Here is a 21907-nt window from a genome sequence, read left to right on the forward strand (position 1 = left end):
GACTTAATTTTATAAGGGGGAATTGGATGCTTTACTTAGAGATTAGATATGTAGAATATGATATTGAAAAATTTATAAAAGATAAAACGAATTCTGTTGTAAAAGTTAGAAATGAATTTGATGTTAATGTTGATGTGGACGAGCTTTATAATGATTTGAATGATTTGATTTGTAAAAAAAGATTTGATGGTTTTTACATTCGTGTTAGTAAAGTGCAGAATGATATTCAAGTAATTATTGAAATGAATATCTATGAAGATCTCTATGAAGATTATAATAGTGACAATGAGAGTGATAGCTATGAACATATCTTAGCTTACTTTGAAAATTTAAAACCAACAAATGTACAGGAAAATATTAATGTATCAATAGTTCCTGATATGTTTATTAACGTAGGGGAGTTATCTGAAGAAAAATTCGAGCAAATGCAAAAAGAGTTACGTGAGCATGGTATTGAAATAGTAAAATTAAATAAATCAATACACAGAAAAGAACAGGGAGCTGGTGGTTGGTGGGAGCAGTTCATTATAGGTGTAATTTTCAGTGGAATATCATACGACTTATCTAAGGGTGTAGTAAAGTCAATTATCACTAGAGTGTTAGATTTCCCATCTTTAAGTGAGGGTTTAGATTCGTATCAATTATTAGATAATGTATCAGATGTTATGGGAACTAGTCGTGCTATGTTGAAAATAAATGAGTTTGAATTACTAGAGGATGGTAATTATTCGGTAGTTCTTCTTGATAGATATGATACTTATTTGATTGTTTGTAAACCGTCCGGAGAGATAGAAAAAATAAAGAAACAGCACAATTCTTATACGCATATTTGATACATTATTAGAGCCTATTTTAATTATTGTGTACTTAAATAAAAAACGCACTTATTTATGATACGGTTCATCGAAACTAATGCTAAATTGACGTCTTTCCTTTTTATATGATCAAAAACATGACTTTGTTTCAAAATTTGGAGGAACCTAAGTGGATTTGCTTGCACAAAAAAATGAAAGGATTTTGGTAGCAAAAGTGATTGATCTCATCAATTAATATGAAAACAAGAGTATATTTTGAAATAATTGTTCAAAACATACTCTTATTTTATTGTTTATTAACCTGTCTTCTTAGATGAAATTTAATCTGTTTTAGTCTTCATTATCCTTTGATGATAAAAACTCCTCTAATGCCTGTTTGTTCTTATCTAAGTTAATATCTAAAACATCTCCTACATTCGTACGTTTATCTTCATAAGAATTTGCAATAGGAATTCGTAAAGTGTCCATACTAGATTTTCCATTTACAATCCCTTTTCCAATGGTAAGGATTGTTTTATTATCAACATTTGTATCAAAATATGAATCTGCAACACCAAGTAATTTTGGCAAATTCATTAAGCTTGAAACACCGATTTGTTCTTTCACCTTCGTTAAAACCTCTTGTTGGCGTTCCACTCGTCCAAAATCACTTAAACGATCGTGGCGGAATCGTACATAGCCTAATAAGCCGTCACCATGTAAAGTTTGTTTTCCAGGATGTAAGGTCATATCAATTCCATAGGACATTTCATAAGGAATATCAACCTCAATTCCATCAGGTGCTAAAAGGTCAATAATTTTAGGGAATCCTTTAAAATCCGCGATAGCGTAGTAATTAACATCAATATCAAAATTTTGCTTAATTGTTTTCCTTACAAGTTCAGGACCTCCAAAAGCAAAAGCAGCATTTATTTTATTCATTCCGTGCCCTGGGATGTCGACATACGTATCCCTCATAATAGAAATAAGTTTTACATCATTCGTCGTTTGATCATAGTGTGCAATCATTAACGAATCTGATCTACCATCCTCATCCCTAGCGTCACTTCCCAGTAATAGCACATTAATCTGACCAAATTGCACATCTGCACCTTCAAATGGGTCATATGCCTTTTGGTCATCTTTATAAAGACCATCGTCTGCCATAGCCAATCCACTTTTGTATTGATAAACCGAATAAATAAGCCCTGCTACGATTACTAATGCAAATGCTAAGAACAAATTCCTTAGCCATTTACGGCTTTTTTTGCTTTTTTTCATATCTAAATCCACCTATCACTTAAGTCTAAGTTATTTTTTTAATAATGCCTTTGTAGTGAGTTGTACAGCTATTGCATCGTCTAAATAACCAATCGGAAATAAATAATCCGGTATAACATCTACAGGGATTATAAAATATAATAAAGTACTTCCAATTATGGTTAGTTCAAAAATTGTGCCCTTCCCCGATGAGAATTTCTCGTATAACTCTTTTAATTTGCTTATAAACGGACCTATGCTTCCTACACTCTTAATTTTTTCATCAAAATCCTTAAGTATCGAATTTTTACCTTCTTCTGTTTGCGCATAGAGTCCATAGCTTTCTAATTTCTGTTCAACATTTGCCACCGAAAATTCATCATCGTAAACATTTGAAGACTTAAGAAAAGCTTGTATTGAGTCAACAGACGTATGGATATCTGAATCTGGTTCTGTTTCTGGCTCTTCTTGTCTCGGTTCAATTGGGTATCCTGCTGCTTCAAAAAGAGTGATTAACGGAACACCAAGGCAGTCAGCAAAATTTTCTAAATGTTGTGGTGTCGCCTTTCTTTTTCCATTTATTATCCGTGAGATCGTAGCTGTGTCGATTCCAGTGAGTTCACTAAACTTCCGCATAGATAATGAACGTTCTTTCAACAACTCCCTCAGCAATAAACCAAGAGTACTACTGTTTCTCTGTTCAGCCATTTTCGATTCTCCCTTCTTACAATGACTAACATAACTTCACGCAGCCGTCTAATATGAAAATATCATTCTCAAGAAGTGTATAATTACGTTGACATTTTGTCAACACTTAGATCTATTATGCCTTAGCATAATTGCGTACGGATCCTTCCTGATTCCGCTGAAAGAAGTTAAAAGAAAGCTCCAACAGCGACTATTAATAAAATGACTCCACTAATAATTGTTCCAAATTGCCCTAAAGTAAATGAACCAATTCGAACATCTGCTACTTTACTTCCTAACTTAACCCCTAACCAAACCGTAATAAAACTCCCAATTGCAGCAGTGATTGAGATGACAAGCGGTGATAGACCAAGTAAACCTGCACCTACCCCATTCGTAAGTGCATTCGCCGATAAGGCTATGCCGAGAAGTACAGCTTCTCCCCATCCAATTTCTCCAGACTTATTGAAATGAGCTTCCTCAGGATTTTTTAAAATATCTTGAACATTATTGGACTGTATTTCATTGTTACTACCCACTATTGAAGACTCTTCTTTCCGTGGTTTAGCCAAAAGAATAATCCGAATTCCAATGATAAATAATAATAACGCTCCAATAATTACAGGAAGCATACCTGGAAGAATTTTAGAAAGCCAAACGCCAAATGTAATGCCCCCCATACTCATTAGAAAACAAATGATCGAGATTAAAATATTTTTATCAAATCTAACGTTTATCTTCCGAATCCCGTAAGAAAGTCCGACACCCAAATTATCAATACTGGATGAAAAAGTAAAAGCCACAATCATTAACCAATTCACTCAAACACATCCCTTATTTTTTTTATAGCATATTATTCGTGTTGACAAATGGTGCGTATTTATCCGAAAAATGTTGACAAAAAAACAACAATACCTTAGTAACACAATACAAAGTACTACATAAAACTTTGAAAAATATTGGCTTATCACCATTACATGAGCGTGATATTTTTTGTTTAGCTGGGACGGGTACCCCTTCAAAGCAAACAAATTTACGCACGCCAAAAAGACCTAACGAAATAATTCATTTGTTCGCAAGGTCGGATAGGATATACTGAAAATACTATTTATGAACAGTTAGAAGCTGCTCTTTCGTAATCATAAAGTCAAGGCGCTTTGTTTACTAGAGATTTTCTATTGTTGTCAAAAGAAAATCTTTAATTTATAAAAATGAAATAAACGGTTCACCGAAACTACTACTAAACTGGTCCCCCTTATATTCCAATGTGGGATCAAAACTGATCATTTTACGCATTTCTGTTCAATTAAACTCTCTGGTAAGCTCAAACAAAGGAGATGAGGGACAATGACAACATGGAATGCCAATTTATATGATCAAAAGCATGACTTTGTTTCAAAATTTGGAGGAAGCTTAGTGGATTTGCTTGCCCCACAAAAAAATGAAAGAATTTTAGATGTCGGCTGTGGCACAGGTGATTTAGCCCATGAAATTGCTACTCATGGCGCCCATATTCAAGGGATTGATGCCTCCCACGATATGATTATCGCTGCACAGCAAAAATACCCAGACATTACGTTTCACACAATGGATGCTACAGCACTTCACAAAACAAATCAATTTGAGGCTGTCTTTTCAAATGCTGCATTACATTGGATGAAACAGCCGGATGCAGTCATCAAAAACATTTACAGTGCACTTAAACAAGGTGGCCGTTTCGTCGCTGAAATGGGCGGGCATGGTAATATCGCTTCTATTGTTTGGGCACTTCAAAAAAGTATGGAGGACTTTAAACTACCTTATATTGAGGAATATTTTCCGTGGTATTTTCCGACTTTAGAAGAATACCAGTCGAAGTTAGAAGCTGCTGGATTTACAGTTGAAATGATTTCACTAGTTGAACGCCCTACACCGCTTCATGGCGAGGATGGGCTACGAAATTGGCTAGTAATGTTCAGTAATAATCTGCTCCAGCATTTATCAGAAACTGAAAAAGAACAGATTTACGCAAAATGCGAACAATTATTAAAGCCAATGTTTTATCAGGATCATCAATGGGTTGCTGATTATTGCAGATTGCGTTTTGTTGCTATAAAAAAATAACATTCATCTATACAACTGTAATAAGCAGACCTTTTCACAAATGAAATCGCAGTAAACATTGGCGTATCATTTAGCGCATAAAAAAACGCTTGGAAAATATCCAAGCGTTTTTCTATCTATTTATTTGTTTGAACTACCCGACTGCATTTCGTAATTCCTAACGAGCATACCGTTTGATTTGAACATGCCAAGCTTCTCATAATAAGGAACTAAGTCATCGTCACAACACAAATCAACCATATAGATATCATTAAGTTCCTTTAACATTTGTTTAACTAATTCCTTGCCAATACCTTTGTTTTTATACTCCGGCAAAACTTCAAGTAACGGAATGTAGGCAGATAAAACACCATCGCTAATGGCTGTTATAAATCCAACTACATGATTCGTATGTTCGTCTAAAGCAATGACTACTTTACTACTATTTTTTAGCAGCTTTAAGTGAGTTTGTGGGTTTGGTGGATTCGGCCAATCCACAAAAAAGCCATTCAACCTATCCTCAGAAATTCCATCAAGACCATTTTTGTATATCATCATATATCAGCTCCTAAATTATTTTGAAATTTTTAGGTGGATGATAGATATCAAAAATAAAGTAGCAAAATTGCGACCCCCAAACTTTTTCTGCATTACTTTAAGATATTCGGTTCAAATTCTATAAATCCTCTAATAATTTTAAACTACATTAATGAAAAACTGACCTTTTTTAGCTTTAATCTCAAGATAATAGTTTACGTTCTTCTTTAATCCCTCCAATTTCTTGCTTTTCCCGGGCGATATATGAAACTCATCTACTATTACATGACCATTTGCATCTTTAATTCTTAAAAGTACTTCACCGTCATTATTCGCATCATTGACGATTTCCTTGTTCCAAAAAACACTATCAAACTTAAAATACTCTTGATTGTCGAAATAGACTGCATGCCACTCTTCCTTATCATCTGTTACAGTTACAGTAGTCATATTCATTGGAAAAAAGAAATTATGCACAACTCCCACATTTTGAACAACTTGATAGCCTATAATTGTGAGCATAAAGGTAAGCAAAATGGACATAAAAACTTGAATACGACGCTTTTTATTAATTCTTTTAAAAGGCGCCTTTGCTACCATGACTTCTTCTGGCAACATATTATTTGTTGGCTGCTCCATCATTTCTAAATACAATCGACACTCTTCACAATGATGTAAATGTTCCTCGACAACGCTAGACGTATCTTCACTACAAATACCATCAATATAAGAGGGGAATAAATCCTTTATTATATTACAGTTCATCCTGATCACCTTGGATCCTTTCTACCAATTTTAATTTAGCTCGATAAAAGGTTACCCTTGCCCAGTTCTCACTTTTATCGAATATCTCTCCAATCTCCTTGAAACTAAGATGGACGGAAGTTCTAAGCAAAAATATTTCACGATACGGTTCTTTTAATAGATGAATTTCTCTATGTAATGAAATAAATGTATTACGTCTTGCAAGCTCCACTTCTGGTAATTCTGCATTTGATGGAACATCCAACCCCATTTCCATCATTTGTTCTACACTACTATGGCTATAACGTTTTTCCTTTTTTAAATGGTTATAGTATGTATGCTTTGCAATTTGGCATAACCAAACAGACATCTTACATTCACCGTTGTATCGGTCTATTGACTTCACAGCTTGATAAAAGGTTTCTTGCGTTAGTTCTTCAGCTAAATCGACATTCGTTGTTAAACAAATAAGAAACCGTTTTACTTCATCTGCATAAGATTTGTAAATTTTACTTAAATCCTCCACTTTCCTCCCTCCTCTCTCTAGCCTTTTAACGGTGGATACTTATATATAGATTTTAAAGAAGATTCGTTACAAATAATTTTATTTTTTTTAAAAAAATCCTTCACAATGATGATTTTACTCAAATTGTGAAGGCTCGTAAAAATATTAGAAGGTCCCATTCTCTCTATCATGAACGAGGTAATAAAATCACCATCACACCAACCAAACAAATACCTGCTCCAACCCAATCCAAGATGTCTGGTTTTTCTCCGTCTATTCCCCAGCCCCACAAAATGGAAAGGACAATAAAGACACCTCCATAGGCAGCATAGACTCTTCCAAAGGTTGGGAAAGTCTGAAAAGTTGCGACAACTCCATATAAAGCTAACGCAATCCCGCCTATAATTCCCCAATAAAATGGTTTACCTTCTCTTAACCAAAGCCAAATTAAATAGCCGCCCCCAATTTCGCCAATACCTGCGAGGATAAATAATAATGTTGCACCTATCATTTTTTTCACTCTTTCTATATATGTTTTAAAAATTGCATTATCTGCTCTATTATACATAAAAGGACGTTACCATTAATGAAATCAAAAAATTTCGCTTTTCTCCTGTGCAACCATTTATAAGCGGTTGTTTATTTTAACAGGAGAAAGGCGAAATATTGAAAGTAGATATTGCTATTATGTTTTTACTACACTACCCTTTCTTGTAACACTTTCTAGATATGTTAAAGTCTTTATTAATTTTAGAAGGCAATTTATGCTATTTGTTTTTTATTTATACCAACATGGTTTTACATTGTTAAAATCCTGATGATCATCTAGGAAGATATTAATTCTATTTAACATATTATCCATATCTTCTGGTATTGTTTTTAATGTCCATACAACTGTTGAAAATACACACATGGCTAAATATAGGCTATACAAAGTCCAAAATTCATCACTTGGTTCTTCACCATTAAAATAACCTTTTATTTGACCAATGGAAAAAGGAATGCTAATATTTCGTGTGAAAATACCGATTTTCAAAAATTCATGAATCGGATCACCCCAATCATATCTCCCAAAATCAATAATTCCTTTTAATTTCCCTTCCTGTGCAATTAAATTACTTGGGTGATAGTCATCATGCTGAAATATATTAGGGCGATTTTCCATCAACAACATATGATTATCTATAAATTGTAGGATTTTTTCATCTTGACCAATTTTTATTGGGCATGCTAGATAAGCCTCTACATATTTTTTATGCTTTAGACTTTTTCGTTTATACCATGATTCTATATGTTTAGGTGCTTGTATTTTATGTAGATTCAAAAGCTCTTGCCCTGCTTCAAATCCTAATTGATATTGCTCTTTTTCTGTTAATACTAACAATTCAGCTTCAACATCATTCCCATCAATATAAGTGGTTACTATATAACCACGACCTTGAATTTTCCCAATCTCAATCGCTTTTATCGTTTTATTTGTATGAGTCTCAATTGTTTTTAATATTGCAAACTCCTTTTCTCTATCTTCAAATTGACTAATTGGAAAAAATCTTATCATATATTTTTCATTGCTATTTTTAAGAGAAATGAAATACTTTTCATCTGAAGAAAACCCCTTATTAATTCTCTTCAACTCTCGATAGTCTTTTAGAAAAGGTATTTCATCCAATAATTGTTCAACCATATATTCCCTCCTTTAGATAAAATAAGGAACGCAACTCCAATTTCGGTATTTAAAGACTCTTAATACAATCCCCAGTATGTAATCGTATCCGTAACGCCTATAAAAATCAGAATAACACCCGCTACAATTTGAATCACTCGTCCCATTTTCATGCTTGTACGCATAATGAATCTTTTTGCGTCAAAAAAATGAATAAGCCCCAGCATCACTAGTAGTGGCACAGAGGTTGCTATACCAAAAATGGCAGGCAAAACTACACCATACGAAGAGGTTGCGACTGGTGGCATTAACCACACGAAAAATAGCACAAACATCGTAGGGCAAAAGGCTATGGAAAAACTAGCACCCATCAGAAAAGAGCCCAATTTCCCTTCTTTTAAAACAGACGGAATATACTTAGGAATTCGATTTAGAAATTTCAATTTTAAAATTCCAATTAGCACGAGTCCTGTTATGAGCATGATCGGACCAATCGCTTTGCGAAAAATAGGAAAATACTTCGTCATCTCAGTTTCAAAGGACTGACCGAATAACCAGGCGAAGAAACCTATTAGACTAAATACGACGACTTTCCCAAGTATAAAAAAAACAATTTCTTGCCAATTGTTTTTCATTTGCAATGTTCGATTCCCATAAAAAGTGATAGCACTCATATTCCCCGTTAATTGACAAGGAGCTAAAGCGCCTACTAATCCAAGAAGAATCGCAATAATGAATGGGGAATGTTCATAGGAATTTAAAAATACTGTAATAGGTCCACTAATGATTTGGCTTATTTTCGACAATAAACTATACATCTAGAAACACCTTCTATTTTTTATAGTAAGTCACAGATTTAGTACCAACTACTACGTCTTTGTATATCAGATGGCAAACTGCTAAGAACGCCTCGATATCAGCTGTGCAATATTTCGTTAAAAAAATAGCTATTCATTAAAATCATTCACAAGAACATAAAAGAAAAATCCTGTATCAAAAAATTAACACAGGATTTTAATCAAACTTCATTTTAACCACAATTAAGCATTAATCCACCTGAATTTGACCCATCATTCCATTATCCTCATGCTCTAGAATATGACAATGGAACATGTAGATGCCCTTATGTTTAAATTGTACAGCTATTTTTACTGTCTCATCTGGTTTTACGGAGATTGTGTCCTTCCATCCTTGTTCATTTTCAGATGGCTTTTTCTCATCACGAGAGAGTACTTTAAATTGTGCTCCATGAATATGGAATGGATGAATCATGCCACCCATCATATCCGGTTTATTATAAATTTCCCATACCTCAGTAACCCCTTGCTTTTGGGTGAAATCAATTCTTTCCGGATCAAATTTCTTTCCGTTTATCGTGACCATGTCCATCATTCCAAAGAGTTCCACTTTTTTTGTGACAGGTAGATCCATTTCTTTATCTTCTAATGACAGATCATTCAATTGTTTAGGGACCATACTCGTTTCTCCACTTTGATCAGTAACTACAAATGGTAAAAGGACAGATCCATCCTCATTTATTAAAGCTAGGTCATTAACATCCTTAATTTTTGAAAAGTCAACTACAATTTCTGCCCTTTCAGAAGGCGTTAGTGTAATCTCTTTTAAAGAAACTGGTTCATTCAAGAAACCACCATCTGTTGCGATTTGAAGAAAGGAATCCCCAGTACTCAATTTAAAGGTATAATTTCTCGCATTTGACCCATTTAATAAACGAAGACGCACTTTCTCTTTGTTTAAAGTCAATTTAGGATTGAGCGTTCCATTAATTAATAATGTATCTCCAATCGTTCCGTCTGTGTTCATTGCAGCGCTATAATTCAATTGCTTCTTATCATCAAATGTTCTATCTTGGAAAATCAAGGGGAAATCGTTCTTCCCATAATCATTTGGCAATCCAAGACTTTTTGAATGTTCATCTTCAATATAAACCAAGCCTGCCAGCCCGTTATATACCTGTTCAGCTGTTTTCCCATGTGGATGTGGATGGAACCATAGCGTCGCCGCTTCCTGATTCACTTTAAATTCGATGGTATTTTCTTCGCCTGGTTTAAGAATGCTTTGTGGACCACCATCTTTTTCCCCTGACACCTCTAGTCCATGCCAATGAAAAGTTGTATCCTCATCAAGTTCATTGATCGTTCTAATCTTTACAGTTTCACCTTTTTCAAGACGAATCATCGGGCCGAGAAACGATCCGTTATACCCATACGTTTTTGTTTGAACACCATCAAATATTTCTGTTTTTCCTTTTTGTGCCCTAACTGTGTATACAACTTCATCCTTATTATTACGTTGAAGTTCAGCAGGGATTTTCACTTCATTTTTACCGGTTGAATTGTTTAAACTTACCACATTGCTATGACTCTCATGTCCCTTCATCTTGTCATGGTCCATATCTTTCATATCTTGTGAAGAATGATCCATCCCCTCCATCTTCATAGAGGAATGATCCATGTCCTTCATATCGTTATTATTTCCTTGGCTACAAGCCCCAAGTATGCCCAAACTTGCAATAATACCTACTAATGCTATTTTCCTCATTTCAACCATTCCTTTCACCTAAAGTATATAGAACAGTTGTGTAGGAATTATGTAGAAAACGGCATTTGTATACAAAATGTTGTTCCTATATTTTTTTCACTTTTGACGGAAATTGTACCGTTATGTGCTTCCACTAGCTTTTTGGTAATTGTCATACCAATACCGTTGCCAGTATATCGATTTTCCACTCGGTAATTTCGTTCAAAGATTTTTTGACTTGTTTCTTCTTCCATACCGACTCCATTATCATGTACAAGAATTATATAATCATCACTTTTTTTAAATAATTTGATGAATATAGTGCCATCTTTTTGAACATGGTACATAGCATTTTTTATAATATTGTGTAGAATTTGATTCAATCTCAAGGCATCTACCTTTGCATTGATTGTTTTGTCTAAATCCAACTCTACCTGTATTTCTTTTTCAAGTAATTCACTTGCCAACGCAATAACAGACTTTTCGATTACATTAGCAATCGGTTGCTCTTTCATCATGACCTTAAATGTAGGATTATTAATATCATTTAATGTATCTAATTCTCCAACAAGAAGAATTAGCCTATCAATTTCCTCGACACATGCTTTCAAACGATCTGGAGTAGCTGTCCAAATCCCATCTTCAAATGCACTCAAGTAGCTTTTAATCGAGGCTAATGGATTACGAATTTCATGCGCAAGATCCTGTGTCATTTCTTTACGACGGAGTTCATAAGCGTTTAATGTTTCATCTAGTTTCATCAGTGATTTACCTAATTGACCAATTTGATCATTAATCGTATAGCTGATATTTAAATGACGGTCTCCACGCACTAGTCTTAACGCAAAGTGATTCAGTTCTTGGATAGGTTTCGTTAATGTTTTTGCAATTAATAAACTAGAAATTAGTATAAAAATAAGCAAAATGCCTAATGACCACATTGCCGTTTCCCTTAATGCCATATCAAAATGGTGAATTAATTCCTTAGAATCTGGAATTTGGAGCATCATCAAATGTTCATGACCTTTATAAAGTAATATCCCTGTGATGAATAAGAGTATGCTTGTAGAAAAGATAGCTATAATTAAGGCAATTTTTATATGAAATTTCATTGATTTATAACCTTTTCATTTATTTTGTATCCCAAACCAAAGACAGTTTGGATGTACTCTTCCTTCATTTTTTTACGAATATTTTTAATATGTTGATCCACAATACGAGGATTTATATTCGAATCAAAACTATATATTTTTTGAATAATATCATCCCTGCTAAAAACTTTTTTAGGATTTTCAGCTAGTAATAGTAAGATGTTAAATTCATGTGGCGTGAGCTGAATACTTTGATGATTTACTAATACTTTTCTCTCATCTTTATGGAATTCCAACTGTCCTAAAATAATAATTTGCTTTTTATGTGAACTGGGTAACAACCTTGCTGCTCTTATTAATATTTCTTTAGGATGAAATGGTTTAACTACATAGTCATCTGCACCCATTTCAAATCCAATTACCTTATCATCAATAGAGATTTTTGCTGTAAGCATAATCACAGGAATATCGTAATTTGATTTTACATATTGGCAAATGTCTTCTCCAGCCATATCCGGCAACATTAAATCTAAAATAATCATATCAAGAGGTACTTGATCAATCACTTGGATTGCGGATTCTCCTGTATGTGCAATAAATGTATGATCTCCGTTATTTTCAAAATAAGATGCCAATACCTCTGTAATCTTTTCTTCATCATCGACGATTAACACTATCATTTTCCAATTACACCAACTTTGCATAAGAAATTCAAGAATATTATAAACAATATAGACAGTAAAAGTGTTTCATTCATACAATTACCCAATCTAATAGGCCTTTAACGACCTAACATTAATTTCATTTAACGTTTTTCAGTCCACTATTTACCTACCAACTGCATCTTTGTATATCAGATGACAAACTGCTAAGAACGCCTCAATATCCGCTGATACATATTTCGTTAAAAAATAGGTACTCGAAACGATATGGGAACATTCCTTTAACGAATAACTTTGAAGTAATTGCTGGTGAGATTCAGCCTCAATTACACTCTTTGGTAAAAAAGCAATTCCTAATCCTTGCTTAACAAAGTTTTTAATAACCTCTGTTTGATTAATATTCATGCTTTTATAGCTTGGAAATTGCTGTAGTACTTGTTGTATGTCTTGCCAGTAAGGTGCATATTCATGTGTTAATATAATTTCCTGCTGTAAAAGAGTCCGTGCATCTATCGCCTTTTTTGATATCGGAGCAATCAATTGCAGTGGTTCCTGTGCGAGAAGAGCTGTGTGAAGATCACGCGTTGTTGTCAATTTTGATAAACCGATATCTACTTTACCTGTATATACCGCTTCCCCGATTTCATTGGACTTTAACAGTTCAATCATTATTTGAATGGAAGGTTTTTGCTGCTGAAATGTATGAATGATTAATGGCAAAGTAGAATTGGCAATTTGTGGTGCGACACCAATCGTTAGCTGTGACGTAAAACCATTCAAAAGGGATACAGTAGTTTGCAATCCTTCATCAATCGTTGCCATCATTTTCTCGGCGTGTTGAAGGAAGTGAGCACCGATATGATTTAACTTCACATGCTTCCCCTGTCTATCAAAAAGCGTTGTTTGTAGATCTTTTTCTAGGTGTTGAATATGCTTAGAAACTGTTGATTGTGTCATAAAACGTTGTTCTGCCGTCTCACGAAAATTCTCTGTTTTCGCAGCAACAATAAAAGTTCGTAACCATTCTGTTTCCATAAATAAGCCTCTCTAGTTTTTCATTCATTATATCGAATTCTATTTACATCTTGAAACCTTTTCTAAAAACTGGCGATTGTTCATACCAAACATTTACTGAAATTGTACAATTAAAAAAGCAGTTGAAGATTCCCAATTTCTTGTATCTTCAACTACTTATTATGTTGTCTCTTTGTTTTTAAACAATTAGTTAACAGCTTGCTTCACTTTATCTAACACTTCATCGGATGTTGCTAATTGTAACGCTTCTGTTGCTAATGCTTGCATATCCGCTACGGCTAAATTTTTAATTAAGGAACGTGTTTTTAAAATGGATGTTGCACTCATTGAAAATTCATCTAGACCTAAACCAAGTAAGAGTGGTACAGCATATTCATCCCCTGCCATTTCACCACACATACCAGCCCATTTCTTTTCTTTGTGAGCCGCATCAATAACCATTTTAATCAAACGTAAAATAGCAGGATTATAAGGTTGATATAAATAAGATACTTTTTCATTCATACGATCCGCTGCCATCGTATATTGGATTAAATCATTTGTACCAATCGAGAAGAAGTCCACTTCTTTGGCAAAAATATCTGCCATCACTGCTGTTGATGGGATTTCAACCATAATGCCGATTTCAATCTGTTCGCTAACAGCTACGCCTTGTGCAAGTAGGTTTTCCTTTTCTTCCAAAAGAATCGCTTTCGCGTCACGGAATTCTTGCAATGTCGCAATCATAGGGAACATAATTTTTAAGTTACCGTAATTGGATGCACGTAGTAATGCACGCAATTGTGTACGGAAAATGTCTTGATACTCTAAACATAGGCGAATCGCTCGATGACCGAGGAACGGATTCATTTCTTCTTGGAGCGGTAAATAGGGTAAATTTTTATCTCCACCAATATCAAGTGTTCGGATGACAACGGCTTTACCTTCCATTCCTTCTAATACCGTTTTATAGGCGGTAAATTGCTCTTCCTCCGATGGTAAGTTGTCTCGTCCCATATATAAAAATTCTGTACGATATAAACCGATTCCTTCACCACCGTGACGTAGTACAGCATCTAAATCATTTGGTGACCCAATGTTCGCGGCTAGTTCAACTTGAACGCCATCTTTGGAAATCGTTTTTTCGTTTAGTAATATTGCCCATTCAGCTTGTTGAGCAGTAAAGTCTTCCGCTTTTTTTCTATAGGTTGCAACCACATCTTCTGTTGGGTTTACAAGTACATCGCCTGTTAAACCATCCACGATTAATAAATCACCATCTTGAATGGACTCAACTGCTGTACCTGTCCCTACAGCGGCTGGAATTTCTAGTGAACGTGCCATAATGGCAGAGTGTGATGTACGACCACCAATATCCGTTGTAAAGCCAAGTACAAAGTTACGGTCCAATTGTGCTGTCTCAGAAGGTGTTAAATCAGTTGCTACAACAATCACCTGTTCATTAATATTGCTTGGATTTGGAATATGTACACCGAGTAGATGCGCTAAAACGCGGTTTGACACGTCTTTAATATCTGCAGCACGCTCACTCATATAGTCGTCATCCATACCTTCAAATATTGAGACAAACATCGTTGAAACTTCATTCAATGCATATTCAGCATTCACAGCTTCTTCAGCAATTTTTTGTTTGATCGGTCCAATTAATTCTGGATCTTTTACGACAAGTAGATGTGCACCGAAAATGGCTGCTTCTTCCGCCCCTAACTTTTCATGTGTTAGCTGTTGAATAGCAGCTAACTCTTCTGCTGTTTTTTCAAGCGCAGCCACTAAGCGTTGTTGCTCTGCATCAATATCCTGAATAGTTGTTTTCGCAAACGATAAATCCGGTTGTACTAAACAATATGCTTTTGCAATGGCAATGCCGTCAGATGCGGCAATACCTTTGAGTTGGATCATTGTGCTAGCCCCGTTTCTGAAATTAATTTTGTTAATGCAGTAAACGCTTGTTCTTCATCCTCCCCCTCTACGTGTAATGTAAATTTTGAACCTTGTTTTAGGGCTAATCCCATAACGCCTAAAATAGATTTTAAATTGGCCGTTCTTTGTTCTGTCTGTAACTCAATAGAAGAAGCAAATGGTGTTGCTGCTGCTACTAATTGGCTAGCTGGACGTGCGTGAATACCTTGTGGGTCTACTACTGTAAATTGTTTTGTTTTCATTGTTCATTCTCCTCTTTTTGTAAATCTGTTAAAATGATAACATTTGGATGTTTTGTTAATACACTTGCTGGTACTTCTTCTGTATATTCAGATGCAAGCACACGTTCTACTACATCACGTTTTGCTTCTCCAACAGCGATTAACAAAATGCACTTAGCGCGCATAATCGATTGAATTCCCATCGTAAATGCTTCGGTTGGAACGTCATCAATCGAATCAAAGAAACGGGCATTCGCTTGACGTGTTGATTCTTCAAGCGTTACAAGATGTGTCAATGAATCAAATGATGTGCCTGGTTCATTGAAACCGATATGACCGTTTTGTCCGATACCAAGCAATTGAAAATCTAATGGATGCTGCTGTAATAATGATTCATAGTGCGCCGTTTCTTCTGTAGGATGATCAGCTAAACCATTCGGTAAATAGGATTCTTTAAATGGTTTGTTGTGAAATAAATGTTTGTACATATAATATGCGTAACTTTGTTCATGTTTAGCACTTAGTCCAACGTATTCATCTAGATTAAAGCTAATACAATTAGTGAAATCGATATTAGTCTCACAAATTTTACTATATAACGGTTCCATTGTACCACCTGTAGCTAGACCGAACGTTGTAGCGCCTTCATTTTTAGCATTCACGATAATGTCTACTGCACGAGCGTATAAATCTTCTTTTGAAGCAAAGCGTTCCAGTCTCAATTTCTATTCCCCCTTATTTATTTTTTAATCCTAATAACGAGCATACGACTTCTTAGGCTTCGTAGATTACCTTGCCAGCCTTAATTGTTTGTTGCAACATTAAATGTTCATCCAGAATTACAACATCCGCATCGAATCCTTGTGCGATTTGTCCTTTGTTTGCCAATTTTAGTTGTTTTGCTGCATTGTAGCTCGACATTTTAACAAGTTCTTCTAACGAACAATTCGTGATGAGTTGCATATTACGTACAGCTTGGTCCATTTTTAATACACTACCAGCAAGAGCACCATTTGATAAATGGGCACCACTTTCGGAGACGTGAACCATTTGACCACCTAAGTCATAATCCCCATACGGCATTCCTTTTGCTCGCATTGCATCGGTAATTAAAATAATACCATCTGCCCCTTTTAAACGATATGCCATACTTACGGCATCCTTGTGCATATGGATAAAATCAACAATAATTTCTGCCTTCATTTCTTCTAATAATAATACGCCACCAACAACACCTGGATCTCGATGATGGAATGGGCGCATTTGGTTGTATAAATGTGTGCCTTGTGTTGCACCATGCTGAACCGCTTCTTTCATTTGTTCAAATGTTGCATCAGAATGACCAATCGATACGACCACACCGTTTTCTGCAATTGCTTGAACTACCTCAAATCCATTTGGTTCTTCTGGCGCCATTGTAATTTCTTTAATTTTATTGCCGCTTAAGTTTTGCCATTTTGTAAATACAGCGAAATCAGGGGCTACAACATATTCAAGCGGCTGTGCACCTACACGCTTTTTTGATATAAAAGGACCTTCTACATGAATACCTAGAAGTTCTGCTTCATCTGGATTTGAAGTAAACTGCGCAATATTTTCAAGGGCACGTTCAATATTTTGAAAGCTTTGTGTCATCGTCGTTGCTAAAAAACCTGTTGTGCCTTCTTTTGCAAGTGATTTCGCCATCGTATGAAGACCTTCATTCGATGCATCCATCGTGTCCATTTGAGCAGAGCCATGAATATGCATATCGATATAACCAGGGAATAAAAATTTCCCTGTACCATCTATTTGTTGCACATGATCTGCGTTAATTCTTTGCGCAATCAGGGCAATTTTCCCATCCTTTATGAAAACATCGACACATTCCTTTCGTCCATTTGCATTGACGACTGTGATGTTACGGATTAATAATTTCATTAAAAACATCTCCTAGGATTGATAGAAGATACTGTCCTAAAATAGTATGTTTGAAGCGATACGATCCGCGTAGAATTCTGTGGGATCAACAGGTGACCCATGCTTCCCCACAGAAAATAAAGCGGATTAACGATTAGAGCATGTTCATTTTGTTAGATGGACCCTTTTAGACAGCATCCCTTGTTTGTTACTTCTTCATCGAAATAATGTTATGAGAACCTGCTCGTTGGAAACCAGTTTTTTCAAGTGTAATTTCTTGTCCCATTAAACTTGTGAAAACAACTGGTGTGACGATAGACGGTACTTTGTCTTTAATACGCTCAAAATCAACTTTTAATAAAGTATCACCACGTTGAATTAATTGACCTTCTGTCACCATCGCTTCAAAACCTTCACCATTTAGAGTGACCGTATCTAAACCGACATGAATTAATATTTCTACACCTGTATTAGATTTTAAGCCGATCGCATGCTTCGTTGGGAAAACCATTACTACTTGACCATCAAATGGCGCATGAACTGTACCATCCTTTGGATGAATACCAAAACCTGGCCCCATTATGCCTGACGAGAATGCTTCATCTGGCACGTCAGATAACGGTATTAAATCTCCTGTAATTGGCATTTCAAAATCATTGGAAGGATTTGTTCTTTCTGCTACTGTTTCTTCTTCAACAGGCGCTTCTTTTTGTACATCTACATTTGAAGGCGCTGGATTCCCCTTTTTCAGGCGATCTTTCATGGCTTCTGCCAAAAACTCTACAGATGTACCGATAATTACTTGTACATTTGTCTTACTTATACGCATAACACCACGCGCACCCGTTTGTTTTAATGTTTTTTCATCCACTTGATCCGTATCACCAACAGTCATACGAAGACGTGTTGTACAGTAATCAACTTGCTTAATATTTTCTTGTCCACCTAATGCTTCGATTGTATGGAAAGCACGTACATCTAAATCATCAGAAACAGCTGAAGTAACATCTGCCCCTTCTTCATCTTCGTCTTCACGACCAGGTGTTTTTAAATCTAACTTCTTGATTAAGAAATAGAAAACGACAAAGTAAATTGCCCCGAAACCTAATCCTAATGGAAGTAATAGCCATGGACTATCTGCTAAACCAAAGTTTAAAAGATAGTCAATTAAACCTGCGGAAAAAGCAAAACCGTCCCGGAATCCAATCATATAGGCAATGGCGAGCGAAATACCTGTTAAGACTGCATGGATCCCATAAAGTACTGGTGATAAAAACATAAATGTAAATTCAATAGGCTCTGTTACACCTGTTAAAAATGCTGTTAACGCGATGGATACGAACATTCCACCGACTACTGCACGATTTTTCTTTTTCGCTGCAAAGTACATCGCAAGACACGCTGCTGGTAATCCAAACATCATGATTGGGAAGAAACCTGCTTGGAAATGTCCTGCTGATGGGTCTCCTGCTAAAAATCGATGAATATCTCCTTTGACAAGTTCGCCTGCAGCATTTGTAAATTCACCAAAGTCAAACCATATGATTGTATTAATAACATGATGTAGACCGACTGGAATTAATAGACGATTAAAAAAGCCATACAACCCAACACCAAGTGATCCAGCACCGATTAACCAGTTCCCTACTGAATCAATACCACCTTGAATTGGTCCCCATATAACAGCTAAAATACCTGCTAAAATTGCCATTGTGATGGACGTTATAATTGGCACAAAACGCCGTCCTCCGAAGAATGACAGCCATTCTGGAAATTTTACATTATAGAATTTGTTATAAAGTAAGCCTGCTGTAATACCTGCAATAATACCACCGAATACACCCATATTCAGGTCTTCATTTACAGATCCTAATACTGCGACTAATACTAGATGTGCAATGGCGCCCGCTAACGCTGCTCCACCACTATTATCATGTGCTAAGCCCATTGCGATACCGATTGCAAAAATAATAGGTAAATTACCTAAAATCGCATCACCAGATGCTGCCATAATACTTGCAATATGCTTAATAACGTCATTTGACACTGCACCAAGCATGTCATCAGAGCCTAAGCGTAACAATATTGCGGCTGCTGGTAATGTAGCGATTGGAAACATTAACGACTTACCGATTTTTTGTAAAAAAGCTAACATTATTATCCCCCTTTGGTATAGTTGTCTAGACCACTTAATAGAAAAAAAAAGCGTTTTCATTAAGTTGTTGCTACAATTATATTACCACTCGTACAAAAAATAAACATTATTTTTGAAATGAAGGAAGGGATTCAACGATTTTATTCAATTACATCCAAACATAATTTATTTATAGGGATGTATATTGTATTGCCCTTGAAACAAAGTGTAGCCCAATTGGAAGCTTTTCTTCAACCAATGGGGCTACAGTTCATTCATTTTTTTCTTTACGCTGTGACGTCACGTTTCATAAAGGACATATAGCTGATCGCAAGGAAAAGAACAGCATAAATCGCAAGAATTGTTAGTGAGAATGGCATTGTCATATCTTGTACTATAAACTGACCACTTTCATACTGTGTTAAATCTGAATGTGTTAGCCAAATATATTTAACGATTTCAAATCTGCTTAAGAACATGACAATAATTCCACCAGTAAAAGATAAGAACATCGTTAAGCCAATTGCTAATGAGCTTGAACGGAAAACGGAGCCCACTAAGAAAGCAAACAATATTGACATGACAAAGTCTCCACCAGAAAGTAAATAGTGGTATGCTAAATCATTCCATACTGCTTTTTCAACAACCTGACCGTTGACCATTTCTAGCTCAGCACCAGTTGCACCACCAAATAGTATTAGCCCAACTAGAGCGCTTACTATGACATTAACAACAAATAAGAAGAGCCCAAATATGAATGTTGTAAGTAATTTTGAGGTTAATATTTTTGCTCGCGAAACTGGACGTGTTAATAGCATTTTAATCGTACCAGTAGAGAATTCACTGGATACAATACTTGCTGCAACAATAACTGTAAATAATGTCACTACAGTCAGCATGCTACCTGTAAATGACATAAAGCTTTCTACGCTTCCATCTTCTTGAGACGGCACATCGTTTGCTAATCGATACTCAGAAATAGCGATTTTCTCTTCAACGTGTTTTTTATCCTCTGCCGATATATTGTCATCTTTCAGCGTATCTTTATAACTATTGATGGCCTCCTGTTCACTTTCCTGCCACGTCATATCCTCTGTCGTTTTTGTTTCATAGTATTTCAACATAATACCAGGACCAATAATAAAGAGGATTAATAGCGCGACCATAGCCCAAGTTCCTTTTTTATGCCATAATTTCATCCATTCATTTTGAATTAGATTCAACAATTTGGCCACCTCCTGTCATTTCTAAGAATTGATCCTCTAACGTTTTTTGATGCGGTTGAACGGCAAATAATTGAATGCCATCATTGACAAATTGCGTGATGAGTTGCGGTATAGCCTCTTTCGTTATTTCCACCACGTAACCATTATTCTCTGCATCATAATTGTAATCGAGCTTTTGTAGGAGAGCTGCAGCCTGATTATTTGGTGTAGCTTCAATATAATAAAACGAAGAAGTTTCAATGTTCATATCACGAATATCAATCAGTTTTCCATTTTGTATGACCGCTACTCGATCACACATTAACTCAATTTCGGATAATAAATGACTGGAGACAAAAACAGATACTCCATCCTCCGCCGCAATTTTACGCAAATACATACGAAACTCGCGGATACCTGCTGGGTCTAGACCATTTGTTGGTTCATCTAAAATTAAAAATTTTGGTCGATGAAGGAGTGCCTGAGCAAGTCCTAAACGCTGACGCATCCCTAGCGAATATGTCGAAACCTTTTCATGAATACGATTTTCAAGACCGACCTGTCTAACCACCTCTTGAATACGCTCTTTTGTTACGTTTTTATGCATACGCGCAAAGTGCAATAGGTTTTTATAGCCCGACATAAATTTATACATTTCCGGATTTTCTACAATTACACCGACCTTACTAATCGCTTCCTCATAATTATCCTGTAAGGAAATCCCATCAATAATGACTTTTCCTTCGGTTGGATTCATAAGACCTGTCATCATACGAATTGTCGTCGTTTTCCCTGCGCCATTTGGTCCTAAAAATCCAGTGATTTGCCCTGGATATAAATCGATATTCAATTGCTGAATTAATTGCTTACCACGAATAGTTTTTGATAAATTTTGCAATTGAACAATTGGTTGTGTTGTCATAAATT

Annotated in this window: 22 protein-coding genes; 2 read left to right on the plus strand and 20 right to left on the minus strand. The window is 35.6% G+C overall.

Going from position 1 to position 21907, the window contains the following annotated elements; translation table 11 throughout:
- Positions 1–833: MBL fold metallo-hydrolase (locus ACFCYJ_RS20005; protein ID WP_376076175.1), on the plus strand; the 833-nt coding region annotated here is incomplete at its 5' end.
- A 312-nt stretch (positions 834–1145) separates the two neighbouring features.
- Here the strand turns inward: ACFCYJ_RS20005 and ACFCYJ_RS20010 are convergent.
- The 3 genes from ACFCYJ_RS20010 to ytaF all read right to left on the minus strand — a co-directional run bounded on the left by ACFCYJ_RS20010 (position 1146) and on the right by ytaF (position 3562).
- Complete coding sequence (locus ACFCYJ_RS20010) at positions 1146–2075, minus strand: LCP family protein (protein WP_376076178.1); 930 nt, start codon at positions 2073–2075, stop codon at positions 1146–1148.
- A gap of 30 nt (positions 2076–2105) precedes the next feature.
- Entirely contained in the window at positions 2106–2762 is a 657-nt protein-coding gene (locus ACFCYJ_RS20015) for a helix-turn-helix domain-containing protein (protein ID WP_376076181.1), read from the minus strand.
- A gap of 167 nt (positions 2763–2929) precedes the next feature.
- Complete coding sequence (gene ytaF, locus ACFCYJ_RS20020; RefSeq protein ID WP_376076184.1) at positions 2930–3562, minus strand: sporulation membrane protein YtaF; 633 nt, start codon at positions 3560–3562, stop codon at positions 2930–2932.
- Between the two features lie 526 nt (positions 3563–4088).
- On the opposite strand from ytaF, the gene ACFCYJ_RS20025 reads away from it, so the two are divergent.
- Entirely contained in the window at positions 4089–4844 is a 756-nt protein-coding gene (locus ACFCYJ_RS20025) for a class I SAM-dependent methyltransferase (RefSeq protein WP_376076186.1), read from the plus strand.
- A 120-nt stretch (positions 4845–4964) separates the two neighbouring features.
- Here the strand turns inward: ACFCYJ_RS20025 and ACFCYJ_RS20030 are convergent, their stop codons facing one another.
- The 17 genes from ACFCYJ_RS20030 to ACFCYJ_RS20110 all read right to left on the minus strand — a co-directional run bounded on the left by ACFCYJ_RS20030 (position 4965) and on the right by ACFCYJ_RS20110 (position 21902).
- Positions 4965–5378 (minus strand): GNAT family N-acetyltransferase, encoded by a 414-nt coding sequence (locus tag ACFCYJ_RS20030; RefSeq protein ID WP_376076295.1) that lies wholly within the window; start codon positions 5376–5378, stop codon positions 4965–4967.
- A gap of 141 nt (positions 5379–5519) precedes the next feature.
- Positions 5520–6125, minus strand: coding sequence for a zf-HC2 domain-containing protein (locus ACFCYJ_RS20035; protein WP_376076188.1), 606 nt, complete (start codon positions 6123–6125; stop codon positions 5520–5522).
- On the minus strand, positions 6115–6630 hold the full coding sequence (locus ACFCYJ_RS20040; RefSeq protein ID WP_376076190.1) for an RNA polymerase sigma factor: 516 nt from the start codon (positions 6628–6630) through the stop codon (positions 6115–6117). The genes ACFCYJ_RS20035 and ACFCYJ_RS20040 overlap by 11 nt, the downstream gene beginning before the upstream one ends.
- Positions 6631–6796: 166 nt before the next feature.
- Positions 6797–7120, minus strand: coding sequence for a YnfA family protein (locus ACFCYJ_RS20045; RefSeq protein ID WP_376076297.1), 324 nt, complete (start codon positions 7118–7120; stop codon positions 6797–6799).
- Between the two features lie 267 nt (positions 7121–7387).
- Entirely contained in the window at positions 7388–8293 is a 906-nt protein-coding gene (locus ACFCYJ_RS20050; protein ID WP_376076193.1) for an aminoglycoside phosphotransferase family protein, read from the minus strand.
- Between the two features lie 59 nt (positions 8294–8352).
- On the minus strand, positions 8353–9090 hold the full coding sequence (locus ACFCYJ_RS20055) for an urease accessory protein UreH domain-containing protein (protein ID WP_376076196.1): 738 nt from the start codon (positions 9088–9090) through the stop codon (positions 8353–8355).
- Between the two features lie 229 nt (positions 9091–9319).
- Positions 9320–10834 (minus strand): multicopper oxidase family protein, encoded by a 1515-nt coding sequence (locus ACFCYJ_RS20060; RefSeq protein ID WP_376076199.1) that lies wholly within the window; start codon positions 10832–10834, stop codon positions 9320–9322.
- Positions 10835–10881: 47 nt separating this feature from the next.
- A complete protein-coding gene (locus ACFCYJ_RS20065; protein WP_376076201.1) occupies positions 10882–11925 on the minus strand; it encodes a sensor histidine kinase in 1044 nt (347 codons plus the stop codon).
- Complete coding sequence (locus tag ACFCYJ_RS20070) at positions 11922–12578, minus strand: response regulator transcription factor (protein ID WP_376076204.1); 657 nt, start codon at positions 12576–12578, stop codon at positions 11922–11924. The genes ACFCYJ_RS20065 and ACFCYJ_RS20070 overlap by 4 nt, the downstream gene beginning before the upstream one ends.
- Before the next feature lie 153 nt (positions 12579–12731).
- Entirely contained in the window at positions 12732–13601 is an 870-nt protein-coding gene (locus tag ACFCYJ_RS20075) for a LysR family transcriptional regulator (RefSeq protein ID WP_376076207.1), read from the minus strand.
- 186 nt (positions 13602–13787) lie between these two features.
- The gene (gene ptsP, locus ACFCYJ_RS20080) at positions 13788–15500 is read right to left on the minus strand and encodes a phosphoenolpyruvate--protein phosphotransferase (RefSeq protein ID WP_376076209.1); all 1713 of its coding nucleotides are present in this window, start codon (positions 15498–15500) and stop codon (positions 13788–13790) included.
- Entirely contained in the window at positions 15497–15763 is a 267-nt protein-coding gene (locus ACFCYJ_RS20085) for an HPr family phosphocarrier protein (RefSeq protein ID WP_376076212.1), read from the minus strand. The genes ptsP and ACFCYJ_RS20085 overlap by 4 nt, the downstream gene beginning before the upstream one ends.
- Complete coding sequence (locus tag ACFCYJ_RS20090) at positions 15760–16464, minus strand: glucosamine-6-phosphate deaminase (RefSeq protein ID WP_376076215.1); 705 nt, start codon at positions 16462–16464, stop codon at positions 15760–15762. Before ACFCYJ_RS20090 ends, ACFCYJ_RS20085 begins: the two co-directional genes overlap by 4 nt.
- 52 nt (positions 16465–16516) lie before the next feature.
- Positions 16517–17662, minus strand: coding sequence for an N-acetylglucosamine-6-phosphate deacetylase (gene nagA, locus ACFCYJ_RS20095; protein WP_376076217.1), 1146 nt, complete (start codon positions 17660–17662; stop codon positions 16517–16519).
- 187 nt (positions 17663–17849) lie between these two features.
- Positions 17850–19796, minus strand: a complete 1947-nt coding sequence (gene nagE, locus ACFCYJ_RS20100) for an N-acetylglucosamine-specific PTS transporter subunit IIBC (RefSeq protein ID WP_376076220.1) — start codon at positions 19794–19796, stop codon at positions 17850–17852.
- Positions 19797–20062: 266 nt separating this feature from the next.
- Positions 20063–21001 (minus strand): ABC transporter permease, encoded by a 939-nt coding sequence (locus ACFCYJ_RS20105; RefSeq protein ID WP_376076222.1) that lies wholly within the window; start codon positions 20999–21001, stop codon positions 20063–20065.
- Positions 20979–21902, minus strand: a complete 924-nt coding sequence (locus ACFCYJ_RS20110; protein WP_376076225.1) for an ABC transporter ATP-binding protein — start codon at positions 21900–21902, stop codon at positions 20979–20981. The genes ACFCYJ_RS20105 and ACFCYJ_RS20110 overlap by 23 nt, the downstream gene beginning before the upstream one ends.
- Positions 21903–21907: the final 5 nt, after the last annotated feature.

The organism is Lysinibacillus sp. NPDC056232, assembly GCF_042267565.1.
Taxonomy (GTDB): domain Bacteria; phylum Bacillota; class Bacilli; order Bacillales_A; family Planococcaceae; genus Lysinibacillus.